Source organism: Bacillus sp. GW821-FHT01G09 (assembly GCF_059422205.1).
Map to the genome: position 1 here is coordinate 409407 of NZ_JBWKWL010000004.1, position 14232 is coordinate 423638.

The following is a 14232-nucleotide window of genomic DNA, read 5'->3' on the forward strand; positions in this document are numbered from 1 at the left end:
ATTTTCATGCTGTTATGGACATACTATAGCAATATCTTACATCAAATACATACTCATATCCTACCATCATCACTATATGCTGGGCAACAGCAATTTGGGCAGATTTTTCTTATATTATTCATCTTAAGAATCGAAGAATAAGAAAGGCGGTTTCAAAGCAATGAATACAGAAATGATCTACGATGCAAAATGGCCTGAAGAATTTGCTGAAAGACTGAAAAACGATGGCCCTTGGGCAAACTGGGAACTGTACAAGCTCTCTGCAGAAATCCAGAAAACATTAGCAATTCCAGAGTTTGAAGGCTTACGGGCTCCTTTATATCTGCCTTCCTTTACGCCGCTCCCCCACCAGCTTGAAGTGGCGCAAAAAGTGGTTGAAAAAATGAACGGGAAAGCGATTTTAGCAGATGAGGTTGGTCTCGGAAAAACGGTTGAAGCTGGACTGATTCTAAAAGAATATATGATTCGCGGGTTAGCAAAAAAAATTTTGATCCTTGTGCCCGCTTCCCTTGTGTCACAATGGGTCAAAGAGCTTCAGGAAAAATTTTTGATTCCGGCTGTTGAACAAAAGAAAAGCTATGTGTGGGAGCAATGCGATATTGTCGTCTCATCAATAGACACCGCGAAGCGCTCGCCCCATCGAGAAATCGTTCTGTCTATCCCATATGATCTTGTCATTATTGATGAGGCACACAAACTGAAAAATAGCAAAACGAAGAACTATGAATTTGTCCGGAATCTCGTAAAAAAATATTGCCTGCTTCTTACCGCGACGCCAATCCAGAACCGTATCGAAGAGATTTTCAATTTGGTGTCCTTATTAAAACCCGGCCATTTAGGCAGTCAGAATCACTTTCAGGAGGAGTTCGCCAAGAAGAAATCCAGTTTAGAAGCGCATGAACATTTAAAAGATCTTGTGAATAAAGTCATGATCCGTAACAGGCGGCATGATACAGGGCTGAATTGGAAACAGCGCCATGTTGAAACAGTGCCGATTCAATTTTCTCCATCAGAGCAGGCGCTTTATGATGAAATTTCTCGCTTGAAGGAAAGTATCAATAAACCGGCCAGCATGTTCTCGATTATGACCTTGCAAAGAGAATGCTGTTCGAGCAGAGAAGCGGTATATATGACGCTGAAAAAGATGCTTGATCAAAAAGAGAAACAAGCACCTGCCATTGATGAGGATACGATTTCAGTTTTGATAGATCGCATCAATCAAGTGACACAAAACTCTAAAGCGCTTCAAGTTGTTGACTTGATCAAAAAGATCGACGATAAGGTCATCATTTTTACAGAATACCGTGCAACCCAGATTTATCTGCAGTGGTTTCTTCAGCAAAACGGCATCAGTTCTGTGCCGTTTAGAGGCGGATTTAAACGTGGAAAAAAAGACTGGATGAAGGATCTTTTCCGCGGAAAAATCCAAGTCCTTATTGCAACTGAAGCAGGCGGTGAGGGAATTAACCTGCAATTTTGCAATCACATGATCAACTATGACCTGCCATGGAACCCGATGCGGCTTGAGCAAAGAATCGGAAGAATTCACAGACTCGGGCAGGAGCGTGACGTGCATATTTATAACATGGCGACAAAACATACGGTGGAAGAGCATATTCTAAAGCTTTTATATGAAAAAATTCATTTGTTTGAAAAAGTGGTCGGTGAACTTGATGATATTTTAACGAAGATACAAGTGAACAATTTTGAAGAGCACCTTCATGACATTTTGTATCACTCAGCAACAGAAGAAGAAATGAAAATAAAAATGGATAACTTAACCTCATTTTTGTCTTATAAAAAACAGCTGCCTGCTGAAAAAAGAGGATCTTAGCCTGTAAGGAGGTTTTATTAGTGAGACAGCAAGAGGTTCACGATTTTCTGCTGCGTTTTTTTCAAGCAAACAGCTGCCAAATCGTCGATCAAGGCTTAGGCTATATGACAGTGCAGCTTACAGTTGAAATGGACAAACAAATCATGAACCGCCCTTTCTACTGGCATTGGCGCGAGAAGACAGGCGGTGATCCGAATCCAATGAAAATCACTTTTATTACAGATAAAGAAAATGCGCCAAAAGACCTAGATGGTGAATTTATATATTTTGGGGCCCCGCGTCTTTTTCAAATATTTAAAGCTGTTAAACAAAATGGGAGATTTACCAGAATGTATGAGAAAATTGAATCAGCCGGAGCTAAAGTCCCACTTCAGCCTTGGCTTGGTATAAATGTCACGATTTCATACCAGTCCGACATGAAAAAGGATAAGTTATTGTCACTAGGTCTTCACCTAGTCTCTGGAACGATAATTGAAGATTTTCAAAGCAAGCTGACCCAGTTTTCACTGACGTCTCAAATATGTGACTATTGCTTCACCATTTCACCTATGATCAAACCAGAAAGCGGACTTAAGCGTATGGAAAACTATATTTCCAAATCCGCTATGCAGGAGCCGTCCGACTGGGCGGAACAGGCGGTTAACAGGTGGAAGAATGATATGACATTGCTTGATAAGTTTTACGAGCATATAGAAGAAAAACCAGAAGAATACCATCTAGAAAAACAGGCGCTGAAAACCTTGTATCAACCAAAGATATCAGTTGAAATTGAAAATGGCGGATTGTTTTATCTGCAAAATAATATTTCAAGCTAACTTTTTTACCATTCGACATCATTCTCGTTTTTTTTGAGAAAATACGATTATAATAAAGGTATATTGGAAAAAAATTCTGGCGATTTAATGGCAAATGACTTCCAGAGACTAATGAAGCATACAATAAGTCATGGCCGGACTGGCTGAAATACATAAACAAGTATTTTAGGAGGAGAAACTGCATGAAGAATGCAAAACAAGAGCACTTTGAATTGGATCAAGAATGGGTTGAATTAATGGTGGAAGCCAAAGAGGCAAATATCAGCCCGGAAGAAATACGAAAATATTTACTTTTAAACAAAAAGTCTGCTCATCCTGGTCCGGCAGCCAGAAGTCATACCGTAAATCCTTTCTGAATGTGCTATAATATCACAAGGAAGGTGATGACATTGATTGGCCAGCGTATTAAACAATACCGTAAAGAAAAAGGCTACTCACTATCAGAACTAGCTGAAAAAGCTGGGGTAGCGAAGTCTTATTTAAGCTCAATAGAACGAAATCTACAAACGAACCCCTCCATTCAATTTCTCGAAAAAGTCTCCGCTGTTCTGGACGTCTCGGTTCATACTTTGCTCGATGAGAAACATGAAACCGAATACGATGGTCAATTAGATAGTGAATGGGAGAAATTGGTTCGCGATGCGATGACATCCGGGGTATCGAAAAAACAATTTCGTGAATTTTTAGATTATCAAAAATGGAGAAAATCTCAAAAAGAGGAGTAGTGCCTGAGCAGAGGCACTAACTCCTCTTTTGTCAATAAACATCGAGACGGCCCAGTATATGAATACTGGGCCGTCTCTTTTTATTGCTGTTATTAATTTTTATCCTCGCTGTGCGCTTTTTCATTTTCTTTCACATAACCGTCTTTATCAGTATGGTCCTTTTTGATTGTCAAGCCGTTCCACTGTGTAGCTTCGAACGAGAATTGAAGCTTAATGGAGTTGCCTTGATATTTATTTTGAACCATAAGCCCGTTTTCATCTTTTGTTTTATCATCTTTGAATTGGATTTCCATTTGAACCTGATCGAAGTCAGTTGGTGTTTTTGGAACACCATCATATTCAGGAGCGGTTTTACCGTCAATTGTTGCTACATTGACTTTACCGCTTGCATTTAAGAATTTAGGGTCAATTTGTTTTTTGATTTTTTCAGTAGCCGCTACATCATTTTTAGCAGACATCAAATACAAGTCTTTAAGGTTCGCATCATCTAAAATAATGTTTTTCGGGTAACCATTGCCGCCCTCTTTTCCAACTGTCAACAATGTCACTTCAAACTGGCTGAGGAAATCTTCTGGAGATGTATTGCTGCCGCCGTTTGCTTTAAAATCTCCATAATTAAGCGCCATTAGAACTTCTTTGATCGCAAGTGATCCGTTATTTTCAAATTGGAAATCCTTTGTCAACTTATCTCCCGGCTTTAGATTTGATAAGTTCACACTCGCTGAATTCTCTTTAGCAGATAAATCAAGCGTACCTGATGCAAAAGTAGCATCCTTTGATTTAATGTCGTTAAATGCTGCCCATGTTCCTCCTCCAACTAAAGCTAATCCTAGTGCTGCAGAAGCAACTCCTAAACTCAATTTCTTTTTCATACCCATGGTAAACTCCCCTTTTATTGAATGATTTTATATCGAAACCTGTTGCCAGGTTTACAACTGAAGTTAAGTAGACATGGTGCTGTCCTTTGTATCTGTTTCCAAGGCTTTTGTCTTTCTTTCAATTTCTCTAATGGCGCTGCTGATCGTCACAAAAGCGTAAACTAACAGCATCACGCCGGGAACAATCAATAATACAGCCGTTCCAATCGGCTGGCTGGCAAAATGAAGCATATAGCCGGCATATGGAAGCTGAAAACCTGTGTATTGCGCGCGAACATTTTCGTCCGATACAGGCGCTGAATCAGCTGCTGCATTATTATCACCTTTTGTTTTAAATAACAAATGGTCTCCTTGCTTTGTTATGTCAACAATTCTGTGGGTGACCGCCGTATTTGCATCCTGCATAAATGTAATAACGTCACCTTTTTGGAGCTCTTTCACATCAGTGATTTCTTTGACCAATATTAAGGAACCTGTATTGAACTCCGGCTCCATCGAACCTGACAGAACTGATTTCAGCGTATACCCAAACACTGCCGGCTCTCCCCCGGATGAACGTGTTGAAATCACGACAAGTGTCAGCACAATAATAAGAGTAAAGATGATCACGTATAAAATATTACTGATCAGCTTCATTGCTTTTTTCATCCTCTTCCCCGCTTTCCTTCTGGTCTGATTGAGTTTCTTTTTCTTTGGTTACAGCTTCTTGAGATGTTTCTTCTTTCATTGTTTTTTCCTGTATATCTTTTTGTGTTGTTTCATTCTCCTTTTTGACGTCCGACTTTGTTTCTTTTTTAGGGACTGTCGGTTTTTCATCGCATTTTGCAAGCCTCATAGGCTCCGACCACTCAAATGTACTGCCGTTTGCCGGGTAGCCTGCCGGTTTATATACTTTAAATGCATAAATGCCGGGTTTCATTTTTTTCTTCGTCTCAATTTTATAAAGTGAATCGCCAATTTGATTGGAGACAAATCCTTTTTCGATCACGTTCCCATCCTTTAACGGTTTGCGGGCATTTTCAAGCTTATGAAGCTCCCACTTCCACTTTGATTTCTTAAGTTTCTCACCTGTATTTTCGAGCACAGCAAATAAGGCGAAAGGTGAGCATACAGTGCCTTTCGTATCCGTTTGATCTGATATGTGCAAATCACTTTGATCCCAGCGTTTATCATAATGGCAGTTTTTATCTGTATGCTGAAAGTCTTTACACGTTTGAAGTGAGACATCAAATGTTTCAATATCATGAAAAGCAGCGCTTGTATCATCGGAAAATTGTAAGCATAGTGCGGCAGTCAGACTGAAAATGACTGAAAGCTGAAAGATAAGCAGAACTTTCAGTTTCGTCTTCGCATTTTGCTGATTGTGAAACAATCGAAACATATCTTACCCTCCTGTAAAACACTGTAACTTGATATGACAATCGTTCTCTTTAAAGAACTTCACAAATAGAGTATAATCAACGATTTATAGATTTAAAAACACCGAAATCGCTCATTTCGTTCGTTTAAAAGAATGTTTTCATCATATTACAAAGTCTTGCTCAGTATTGCTCATTTTTTCAATTTTTTTGAAATTTTTGGGATTGTTATGTGAGAATTTAAATGCATATCCCATTATTATTTGGTAATAATAAACAAAGAAAGGGTGACAGCATGATGATCAAACAATGTGTGATTTGTCTATCTCTTCTCGTCTTTGGCACCACAGCCGCTCACGCAGAAGAAACACCGCTTATAACCGCCCGCCACATGTCCAAATGGGAAGAGATTGCTGTAAAAGAAGCAAAAAAAAGGTACCCGCTCGCACAGGTACTGTTCAAACAAAAAGTATGGGACCGTAAAAGAAAAGATGAAGCAGTGAAGCAATACCATTTAACTCTAAGGGAAGGGTCAAAAGAATTCGGCGTTTTTGTGACGATTTCATTTGATCCTTATAGCCAAAAGGTCAATAAAATCGCCATATTAGAAGAATATCAATAAGGTCCTCCATTTTTTTAAGGACCTTATTCGTTTATTTGCGGTTATTTTTTCCGTTTCAGCCAAAGTCGGAAGCCATAGGGTAAAATACCGAACCACTGCTGGGAAGCAGGCGTTTTTGTTTCTTTCCGCACCTCTTTTCGTTCTTTTCGCTCATCTCTCGGAGTATCTATATATTTGACAAATTGCTGCGTCATATATTTAACATAATCATTCGTTTTCACGTGATCACCTCATCATTCAATTATTATGAGTGTTGTCTCACATGACTTTTTTTATACCCTTTACACTGTTTTATTCTGTCCATCTCAGCAGTTTTTTCTGTTTTTGATCAAACACGATCTGTGCAGTTCTTTCTGTTCCCGACTCCGTTGACACTCTTAAGTTGATTTCTTTTTGTTCTTTTATCGATGTATCATGAATGTAATAAGAAACCCGTCCATATGGAAATTGCTGCGTACCCTCCTGGCCTTTCCGTTTCTCTAGAACGTGCCGAATCGAAAGAAGCGTACCATTTTGAAGCAAATTCTCTCCTATGTATAACTCTTTTGTTTCCTTCTCAAACATGCAGCGTGAAATATATTGAGCAGCAGCAAAGTTCACGATTAACAGCACAAGCGCTGACACAAAAAGAACAGCTGGATAAATAAACCCTCTTGTACGATACATTCACCCCCCTCCTAAATACGAATAGACTGGAAAAGCAGTTTGATACACTTTTTGGTTCTCACTCTGAATTTTCAGCAAAACAACACCATTTTCAATATCAGCTTTCATGGCAGTAATATGATCTAAAATCGGAACATGCCCTTTGCCATCCACTCTTTTTCTTATCATTGAATGATAAATTTCGAAACGGATGTCCTGCCCGGAAAGATTGGTGCAGGTTAACACGCTCCCATGCTCGGCTGTCTTAACTGCCTGTGACTCCTTGCATTCATTCATCATCTGTTCTATCGAAACCATCCATTCTTGCTGTGTGAAACCGTCATGTTCCTGCTGTCGAGACAAAAACAGATGGAAAATCGCAGCTAACGATCCTGATATGAGCAAAAAGACTGAGAGCGAAAATAATACGTTAAGAAGCGTGTAGCCATTCTGTCTGCAGGATGCTGAGGCAATATGATTTTTCTTTATAAGCTGTGGCTTTGATACATACGTTTTGATATTCGCCCTCCTCCTCCCACTTCATTGCGTAGATATGATTGTTCTTTGTAATCGTTTTTGACGCGGCTCCTTCACCACTCATGACATATTTGCTAATGCTCTCATTCATCATCTGATAGCCGATTTCTCGTGATTCCGCCATTTTTTCATCAGCCATCAGCTTGTCCCACAAGGGGACGACTGTCAGCAGCACAAACAGCCACAGGCTTAGCGCAGACATTGTTTCTATTGTAGAAAAACCTTTATTTTCTCTCCACATTGACTCTCCCGCTCCCTAGATAAACTGTTATGTCATAAACGGCATGGCCTTTTACTCGTATTTTTCCGCCTGCATTCGGGTGCCCTTTCTCATTAAATTCCAAACGGTCTTTTAATGTCAGCAGTTCTATAGAAAGTCCCGTTGCATACGGACGTTCAATAACCGTATCACCAATGACTAATTGATATTCTTTTTTATGAAAGAGAATTTTTGTTCTTTGTTGACGGGAAATAGCAGTCTGCTGTGTGAGCATAATGTCATTTTTCAGCTGCCTTGCTGCCTGTCGGACAGCTGTATTGTCATAAGCAGGAGGAAGTGTAGTGAAGACGGCCACCAGGAGGATAGAGGCAAGGCTTAACACAAGCAAACTTTCTAAAAGGGTAAACCCCTCCTCCTCGTTTAATTTAATGTTCAACCTTAACTTCTCCGCCGGTGATGATAATGTGCTTCCCATTTGGACAGACAGCATCCTTTTTCACATAGCCCTCTGACTGTAAATCGGCAAGGCTCGGAGTTTGTCCTTCATGATCAAGCTCAAATGCAGTCACTTGTGCCTTAACCATGTTTTGTAGGCCTTCACAGCCCTTTTTTTGAATGGTTTGATTATGTTTCGTGACGTTCGGTATCGTAATTAAAAGCAAGATCGAAATAATAAAGAGCACGATTAACATTTCAACAAGTGTAAATCCTTTCTCATTCATCAGCCTCTTCCTTTCACATTTGATTCATCATCTGATACATAGGCACAAGCATAGATAAATACACAAGTAAGATCATCGCTGCAACAAATCCATAAATCATTGGCTGAAGAATGCCTGTCCATTTTTGCGCCTTGTGTTCCAGCCGCTGCAATATGAACTGGCTGTATGTGAAAAGCTCTCGATCCAATCGGCCGCTCAGCTGGCCGTGAGATATGACTTTTGAAAAATCAGTTTCATAAAAAGGGCTTCCACAAATAGCGGCTTCAATTGACTCACCGGCTTTTAGCCGTTCAATCAATTGTTCAGCCTCGCAGCGGTAGAAAGGGAGAAACGTTTGATATTTAAATGCATTAAGGCTGTCATAAATTGAGAGGCCTGATTTTAAAAGGCTGCTTAGCTGCAAAGAAAAAAAGTAACTGTTAAACAGCTTGACAAGCTTTCCAACCAAAGGAATCCTGACACAAATCAGCATTTGCCGGGCAGGTGATTTTTTCTTAAACACAAGCCAATAATAAATCCCGATACCTGCTGTAAAAAGAGCCAGCAAAATGATCACAAGATCAATATGCTGGAAAAAAGCAAAAAGCATATCGGTTGAACGTGAGGTTTCCATATTCATCGATTGATAGATACCGGAAAACTGAGGAATGATGATGGACTGTAACATATAAAACATGACAGCGACCGTAAATATGAGGAAAAGCGGATAGCGCAGCACTCTTTTCAGCTGGTCTGCCTGTGCAATTTTTCGTTCCAGCAGCTCTCCGCTCTGGATCATGGAAGCAGGCAGTTCACCATGTGTTTCAGCAAAATAACAAATACCTACGGCTTCCTTATGAAATGACAAACTCTTTAGTACTTGATAAAACGGAGCCCCTTCCCTCAAACAAGTGACCGTATCAGTCAAGTCAGCCGCCTGCCTCTTATTCATCTGAAGTTCCATCAGGCGTAATCCATCCAGAAGCGTATATCCCCCCGCAGTCATTTCACCGAGCCGCTTTAATAACCTGGCTTGATCCTTTAATGACCAGACTTTTCTAATCTTTTTCATGATAAACCCACCGGTCATAGTTGTTTGTCGTTAAATAGCCGAGCGCAATTCCTTTCCTGATAATTTGACGAAGCGTTTGATATTGGTAATTTGCATGATTTCCTTTTGCCTCCTGGATACATTGCTGAAGATTTTTCCCGTATAGAAGCTCATAAACACTAGCTCTCCTGGTATTTCGTGACTGTCGGCAATACACTGATGAACATCCGTTTTCACAAAACGGGCAAGCCAAATCAACCAAGCGCTGAGCCGCTATTGCAATGACAGTCTGTTCAATTTCATTCATATTGATACCGAATTCAAGCAGTCTGTAAATTGCGCCCTTTGCGTCTCTCGTATGAAGGCTCGTCAGTACCAGATGTCCCGTCATCGCTGCCCGCACCGCAATTTCAGCTGTTTCCGCGTCTCTGATCTCACCTAAAATAATCATATCGGGATCATGGCGCAAAATTGCTTTCAGACCTGCGGAATAAGTTACACCGGCTTTTTCATTCACCTGAACCTGAAGAACATCTTCGTCCCTTGTTTCAACAGGATCCTCTAATGTGACAATATTTCGATTAAAGTGTTTTTTTGCATATTGAACGAGAGAGTATAATGTGGTAGTCTTTCCTGAACCAGTTGGCCCGGTAAAAATGAGCATGCCATGGGAATGTTTTAAAAACGAGAGTAATGTGGCTCCTGTCTTCGGAAATAGCGACAATTTATCAATCGAAGGGATATTGTATTGGGGCATCACTCTGATCACGAGGCTTTCTTCATTAATTGTGGGCAGCGTTGACATTCTTAAATGAACATTTCCCTCTTTCAGCTTTAACGTAAGCGAACCGTTTTGCGGCTTTCGCCTTTCACCTATATCCATTGCTGAAAGAAATTTAAAATGTGAAATCAGCCTTACGCACTCTTCTTTTTTCATGTCCCTTTTTTTCAGCAAGGCATGATCGACCCGAAAATGAATGATAGCGTCCCGCTCCCTCGGCACGATGTGAATATCAGAAGCCTTTGTTAGATATGCCTCTTCAATCAAGTTTTTGCTTAACTTTTCTATTGAATCCAATTTGATTCCCTCTCCTTTCAACGCATATTGTAGAAAAAGAAGAAACGGTAATCAAACAGGGAAAACGTGATTTTGAGAGATGTTATATGCTGAAAAAACAATTCTTTCTGGCAAGAAAAAAAACTTTCAACTGAATGTGCCCCTTTCATTATAATTTTCCCAATAATAAAAAAGCAGACATGGTCACCATGCCTGCTTGAGGTCCATTTTCATTATGCTGTTTTCGCTTTTTGACCAGTATCTTTTTCAACGGAAAGGTCGCCTAATGCAACAATACCGGTCATTTGGTCATTTTCAAGAATCGATAAACTGCGGATTTGATGCCCTGCCATAAGCGCCTTGACATCGTATCCGGTCACCCTGATATGTCTGGTGAAAAAGCGGGGCACGCTGCACAAAATATGAAACATCCTATAGAGTCCGCCTTTTTCGAGGTTTCTTTTTCTTCTTCCGCTCCTGCAGCATATCTCCCGTCCAGCCTTTTTTTCTCAAATAGAGATAGATCAGAACTGTAGATGTGACAATCAATAAGAGAGAAAAGAGATATCCGTATTTCCAATTCAGTTCCGGCATCACTGAAAAGTTCATCCCCCATAAGGCACCCAGAGCTGTAATCGGCGTAAAAAGCGTCGTAAAAATGGTCAGTGCTTTTACAATTTCATTTCCCCTATGTGAGGTAATGACTTCCTCTGAATGCAGCAGATTGTTAAGCTCCCCTTCAAATTCGCTGATGTATGTAAATCCCCTATCAATTTTCAGTTGTGTCCGCTGATAATCCTTTTTCTCTTCATTTTGAGGTAAAAAGGTTTCTTTCAACGCCATTTCAATTTTTTTGGCGCTTAATATTAAATTTTTCCAAATCATCAGTTCATGGCGCAGGAGATGGACGCGGTTTAAAATGCTTTTGCTATTGTCGTCTTTAATCTGCCATCTGAGCTTTCTCAGCTTTACTTCAAATTCATCAACACCGATTAAATACGCATTCATTAGTTCGCCGAGAAGAATTAAAAACCCCTCTATCGCATTGTCCGCTCTTTCCATTTGCCGGACAACTTCTTTTCCTTTAATCTCTCTCAAAATCGAAAAGTCAAAATTGATTGTAAAAAAATATTGTCTGGTGATATAAAAGTGAAAAACAGTATGGTCTTTTTCTTCACCAAGCCCCTGATCATAAACAATCGACCCAAATACCGCTTCATTTTCCGTATCAGTTGTATCTACCCGCAAAAAATTAACGTGGTGGTTATTTTCAAACCACTTTTCACACTGAGGCCAGTGAGAAAAATGGATTAGATCTCTTGCCTTACTTCTTTCTTGAGGCCCCATTTGGTACCAAAACCAATCCTTTCCTGAATGTGCCTTCATGTCAAGATCCTCCAAACTTTTGTTCTTTATTCTTTAATTGCCCAATAACCGCGTCACTAAACCAGTCTGCCGCTTCAACACATGTTTTATGAGCATTTTCAGGTGGTATGGAATGTAGAAAGACATCGGAAAAGGGAGGTGCATGCCTTCCTTGGAGAAGGCAGTTGTTTTGGAATTTGTCAATTTACTAGCAGTCGCTATTCTCATTTTGTTAACAGGATTTTTTGTTGCCGTAGAATTTTCAATCGTAAAAGTGCGGCGGTCCAAAATTGATCAGCTTGTCGCAAAAGGAAAGAAAGGTGCTAAAGCGGCAAAGCATGTCATCACTCACCTTGATGAATATTTATCAGCCTGTCAGCTGGGCATCACAGTCGCAGCTTTAGGTCTGGGATGGCTTGGGGAACCGACTGTGCAAACTCTGCTTCGACCGCTTTTTCATAAAGCAGGCTTAAATGAATCGCTTACCCACCTGCTTTCACTCGTCATCGCATTTTTAGCGGTTACGTATTTAAATGTCGTTATTGGGGAACTGGCGCCAAAGAGTTTTGCCATTCAAAAAGCAGAAAGCATTACCTTGTTGTTCGCTAAACCGCTTATTTGGTTTTATAAGATCATGTTTCCATTCATTTGGCTGTTGAACCACTCTGCCCGATTGATTACAGGAGTGTTTGGGCTGAAGCCGGCATCAGAGCATGAGCTGGCTTATACAGAGGAAGAACTTCGGGTCCTATTGGCTGAAAGCTATAAAAGCGGCGAGATCAGAAAAAGTGAATTAAAGTACATGAATAATATCTTCACCTTTGATAAACGAATGGCAAAGGAAATTATGGTGCCGCGAAATGAAATGGTTAGTTTGTCACTAGATGAAGACTCCATTTCAAATCTTCAGGAAACAGTCAAGCAAACAAAATATACACGGTACCCGGTTGTAAGAGAGGATAAAGATAACGTCATTGGCGTGATTAATATGAAAGAAGTGCTGTTTTCCATGCTGACGAAAGATTTTTCAATCAAGAAGCATCAAATTGAACCTTTCGTACAGCCCGTTATCCATGTCATTGAGACGATTCCTATTTATAAACTACTGCTGAAAATGCAAAAGGAACGCACTCATATGGCGATCCTCATAGATGAATATGGAGGGACGTCCGGTTTGGTCACTGTCGAGGATATTATCGAGGAAATTGTAGGAGAAATCCGTGATGAATTTGATGCGGATGAAGTGCCTCATATCCGCAAACTTGGAAAGGATCATTACTTGTTAAATGCAAAATTATTAATCAGCGATGTTAACAGCCTGCTTGGAACCGATTTATCAGACGCAGAAGTAGACACCTTGGGCGGCTGGTTTTTGACACAAAACATAGACGCTGAGCCTGAAAGTACCATAGAACATGATGGCTACTCTTTTAAGGTAAAAGACATCAACAGCCATCACATTTTATTTATAGAAGTTAAAAAAGCTGAATAGCCCGTGAAAGGCTGTTCAGCTGCTATCTTTCAGATAAACATGGCAAAGGCATCAGCACTCTTTTATTTTAAACCCTTTATTGGCCAGGGCTTTAGCAAGACTTTGCTCGGTTTTCACATTCGAAAAATCCAGACCCAGCTTCACGACAGTTTGGGCAATTTCCGGCCTGATTCCTGAAATAATCGTCTCAATGCCGAGCAATTTGGTGCTGTCAATCACTTTAAAAATTTGATAGGCTACCATGGTATCAACGATAGGAACGCCCGAAATATCTAAAAATAAATACGAGAGCTTTAACGCTGAGCACTGCTCCAGCACAGACTCCAAAATCGTCCTCGCTCTGTACGTATCAATTTCACCGACAAGCGGAAGAATCCCAATTCCATCAGTAATCGGCATAATCGGCGCACTCAATTCATTAATCATTTCTTTTTGCGCGTTTAATTGTATCATGGTCACCTGGTGATATTCTTCTGTAAACACTTCAATGATCTCATCAATGTTTTGATTCAAGATCCGGCTCCACTCATAAAAATCCTGAATGCTGATGTCTTGAGAAGAAGCTTCGCTGAATTTCTGAATCCATTCAAACATGATGTGCCTGAAGGTGTTAAACTGGCCGACACTTTCTGTTACCGTCACTTCATGAACGGCACGGTCTCTGGCGCATTGAAGAGACCACCTGTTGAGCTCATCCTCTACGTCTTCTTTTCTAAGGGATTTTGCTACGATGGTCACCAATAATTCATGCTGGTCTTTTAACTTTTGTTCTAATTTTTGCTGATCTTTCGCTGAATACAGCCAGCTGCCTTTTGACGTACAAACTTCCAGCCATTGTTGCGTGATATCTTCTTTGTGCTCTGTTAAGTGCTGATCAAGAGCTATCATCTTAATGAGTTACCTCCTGTTTTTGAAAAATGTACGCTATATAT

The 14232-nt window shown here is 40.2% G+C and carries 20 protein-coding genes; 6 read left to right on the top strand and 14 right to left on the bottom strand.

Annotation, left to right across the window (positions count from 1 at the left end):
- Positions 1-160 precede the first annotated feature (160 nt).
- The 4 genes from AC07VD_RS15725 (at position 161) to sinR (ending at position 3374) form a co-directional block, all read left to right on the top strand.
- Complete coding sequence (locus tag AC07VD_RS15725; RefSeq protein WP_047182869.1) at positions 161-1834, top strand: DEAD/DEAH box helicase; 1674 nt, start codon at positions 161-163, stop codon at positions 1832-1834.
- A 20-nt stretch (positions 1835-1854) separates the two neighbouring features.
- A complete protein-coding gene (locus AC07VD_RS15730) occupies positions 1855-2649 on the top strand; it encodes a YqhG family protein (protein ID WP_003230200.1) in 795 nt (264 codons plus the stop codon).
- A 182-nt stretch (positions 2650-2831) separates the two neighbouring features.
- Positions 2832-3005 (top strand): anti-repressor SinI, encoded by a 174-nt coding sequence (sinI, locus tag AC07VD_RS15735; protein WP_003230187.1) that lies wholly within the window; start codon positions 2832-2834, stop codon positions 3003-3005.
- Positions 3006-3038: 33 nt separating this feature from the next.
- A complete protein-coding gene (gene sinR, locus AC07VD_RS15740) occupies positions 3039-3374 on the top strand; it encodes a transcriptional regulator SinR (protein WP_003226345.1) in 336 nt (111 codons plus the stop codon).
- 92 nt (positions 3375-3466) lie between these two features.
- Here sinR and tasA read toward each other — a convergent pair whose 3' ends face one another.
- From tasA to tapA, 3 genes are all read right to left on the bottom strand, one after another.
- The gene (tasA, locus tag AC07VD_RS15745; RefSeq protein WP_212130175.1) at positions 3467-4252 is read right to left on the bottom strand and encodes a biofilm matrix protein TasA; all 786 of its coding nucleotides are present in this window, start codon (positions 4250-4252) and stop codon (positions 3467-3469) included.
- 63 nt (positions 4253-4315) lie between these two features.
- Positions 4316-4888: a signal peptidase I SipW gene (gene sipW, locus AC07VD_RS15750; RefSeq protein WP_003246088.1), complete on the bottom strand. Its 573-nt coding sequence runs from the start codon at positions 4886-4888 to the stop codon at positions 4316-4318.
- Positions 4872-5633: an amyloid fiber anchoring/assembly protein TapA gene (tapA, locus tag AC07VD_RS15755; protein WP_024573387.1), complete on the bottom strand. Its 762-nt coding sequence runs from the start codon at positions 5631-5633 to the stop codon at positions 4872-4874. The genes sipW and tapA overlap by 17 nt, the downstream gene beginning before the upstream one ends.
- A 272-nt stretch (positions 5634-5905) precedes the next feature.
- On the opposite strand from tapA, the gene AC07VD_RS15760 reads away from it, so the two are divergent.
- Entirely contained in the window at positions 5906-6232 is a 327-nt protein-coding gene (locus AC07VD_RS15760) for a YqzG/YhdC family protein (RefSeq protein WP_024573388.1), read from the top strand.
- Between the two features lie 41 nt (positions 6233-6273).
- Here AC07VD_RS15760 and AC07VD_RS15765 read toward each other — a convergent pair whose 3' ends face one another.
- The 10 genes from AC07VD_RS15765 to corA all read right to left on the bottom strand — a co-directional run bounded on the left by AC07VD_RS15765 (position 6274) and on the right by corA (position 11829).
- Complete coding sequence (locus AC07VD_RS15765; RefSeq protein WP_014480252.1) at positions 6274-6453, bottom strand: YqzE family protein; 180 nt, start codon at positions 6451-6453, stop codon at positions 6274-6276.
- Positions 6454-6523: 70 nt separating this feature from the next.
- Positions 6524-6898, bottom strand: coding sequence for a competence type IV pilus minor pilin ComGG (comGG, locus tag AC07VD_RS15770; protein ID WP_032726157.1), 375 nt, complete (start codon positions 6896-6898; stop codon positions 6524-6526).
- A complete protein-coding gene (gene comGF, locus AC07VD_RS15775) occupies positions 6899-7282 on the bottom strand; it encodes a competence type IV pilus minor pilin ComGF (RefSeq protein ID WP_129092526.1) in 384 nt (127 codons plus the stop codon).
- A 25-nt stretch (positions 7283-7307) separates the two neighbouring features.
- The gene (comGE, locus tag AC07VD_RS15780) at positions 7308-7655 is read right to left on the bottom strand and encodes a ComG operon protein 5 (RefSeq protein ID WP_123373078.1); all 348 of its coding nucleotides are present in this window, start codon (positions 7653-7655) and stop codon (positions 7308-7310) included.
- Positions 7639-8070, bottom strand: a complete 432-nt coding sequence (gene comGD, locus AC07VD_RS15785; protein WP_024573390.1) for a comG operon protein ComGD — start codon at positions 8068-8070, stop codon at positions 7639-7641. The genes comGE and comGD overlap by 17 nt, the downstream gene beginning before the upstream one ends.
- The gene (gene comGC / locus AC07VD_RS15790; protein ID WP_129092527.1) at positions 8060-8356 is read right to left on the bottom strand and encodes a comG operon protein ComGC; all 297 of its coding nucleotides are present in this window, start codon (positions 8354-8356) and stop codon (positions 8060-8062) included. Before comGC ends, comGD begins: the two co-directional genes overlap by 11 nt.
- A gap of 13 nt (positions 8357-8369) precedes the next feature.
- Positions 8370-9407, bottom strand: a complete 1038-nt coding sequence (gene comGB / locus AC07VD_RS15795) for a comG operon protein ComGB (RefSeq protein WP_129092528.1) — start codon at positions 9405-9407, stop codon at positions 8370-8372.
- On the bottom strand, positions 9394-10464 hold the full coding sequence (comGA, locus tag AC07VD_RS15800) for a competence protein ComGA (protein ID WP_024573393.1): 1071 nt from the start codon (positions 10462-10464) through the stop codon (positions 9394-9396). The genes comGB and comGA overlap by 14 nt, the downstream gene beginning before the upstream one ends.
- Positions 10465-10676: 212 nt before the next feature.
- Positions 10677-10874, bottom strand: a complete 198-nt coding sequence (locus AC07VD_RS15805) for a CBS domain-containing protein (RefSeq protein WP_124058597.1) — start codon at positions 10872-10874, stop codon at positions 10677-10679.
- A gap of 1 nt (position 10875) precedes the next feature.
- Positions 10876-11829, bottom strand: a complete 954-nt coding sequence (corA, locus tag AC07VD_RS15810) for a magnesium transporter CorA (protein WP_032677123.1) — start codon at positions 11827-11829, stop codon at positions 10876-10878.
- A 142-nt stretch (positions 11830-11971) separates the two neighbouring features.
- Here corA and AC07VD_RS15815 point away from each other — a divergent pair, with 142 nt between their 5' ends.
- A complete protein-coding gene (locus tag AC07VD_RS15815; protein ID WP_494721808.1) occupies positions 11972-13300 on the top strand; it encodes a hemolysin family protein in 1329 nt (442 codons plus the stop codon).
- A 51-nt stretch (positions 13301-13351) separates the two neighbouring features.
- Here the strand turns inward: AC07VD_RS15815 and rsbRD are convergent, their stop codons facing one another.
- Positions 13352-14188 carry an RsbT co-antagonist protein RsbRD gene (gene rsbRD, locus AC07VD_RS15820; RefSeq protein ID WP_015384093.1) on the bottom strand — a complete coding sequence of 279 codons (837 nt, stop codon included), beginning with the start codon at positions 14186-14188 and terminating at the stop codon, positions 13352-13354.
- Positions 14189-14232: the final 44 nt, after the last annotated feature.

Bases quoted from the DNA above. Each gene is read 5' to 3' on its own strand.
- AC07VD_RS15805 (WP_124058597.1), bottom strand. From the start codon at position 10,874: ATGTTTCATATTTTGTGCAGCGTGCCCCGCTTTTTCACCAGACATATC.
- comGC (WP_129092527.1), bottom strand. From the start codon at position 8,356: ATGAATGAGAAAGGATTTACACTTGTTGAAATGTTAATCGTGCTCTTT.
- AC07VD_RS15760 (WP_024573388.1), top strand. From the start codon at position 5,906: ATGATGATCAAACAATGTGTGATTTGTCTATCTCTTCTCGTCTTTGGC.
- sipW (WP_003246088.1), bottom strand. From the start codon at position 4,888: ATGAAGCTGATCAGTAATATTTTATACGTGATCATCTTTACTCTTATT.
- rsbRD (WP_015384093.1), bottom strand. From the start codon at position 14,188: ATGATAGCTCTTGATCAGCACTTAACAGAGCACAAAGAAGATATCACG.
- corA (WP_032677123.1), bottom strand. From the start codon at position 11,829: ATGAAGGCACATTCAGGAAAGGATTGGTTTTGGTACCAAATGGGGCCT.
- sinI (WP_003230187.1), top strand. From the start codon at position 2,832: ATGAAGAATGCAAAACAAGAGCACTTTGAATTGGATCAAGAATGGGTT.
- comGG (WP_032726157.1), bottom strand. From the start codon at position 6,898: ATGTATCGTACAAGAGGGTTTATTTATCCAGCTGTTCTTTTTGTGTCA.
- AC07VD_RS15815 (WP_494721808.1), top strand. From the start codon at position 11,972: ATGCCTTCCTTGGAGAAGGCAGTTGTTTTGGAATTTGTCAATTTACTA.
- tapA (WP_024573387.1), bottom strand. From the start codon at position 5,633: ATGTTTCGATTGTTTCACAATCAGCAAAATGCGAAGACGAAACTGAAA.
- comGE (WP_123373078.1), bottom strand. From the start codon at position 7,655: ATGTGGAGAGAAAATAAAGGTTTTTCTACAATAGAAACAATGTCTGCG.
- tasA (WP_212130175.1), bottom strand. From the start codon at position 4,252: ATGGGTATGAAAAAGAAATTGAGTTTAGGAGTTGCTTCTGCAGCACTA.
- AC07VD_RS15725 (WP_047182869.1), top strand. From the start codon at position 161: ATGAATACAGAAATGATCTACGATGCAAAATGGCCTGAAGAATTTGCT.
- comGB (WP_129092528.1), bottom strand. From the start codon at position 9,407: ATGAAAAAGATTAGAAAAGTCTGGTCATTAAAGGATCAAGCCAGGTTA.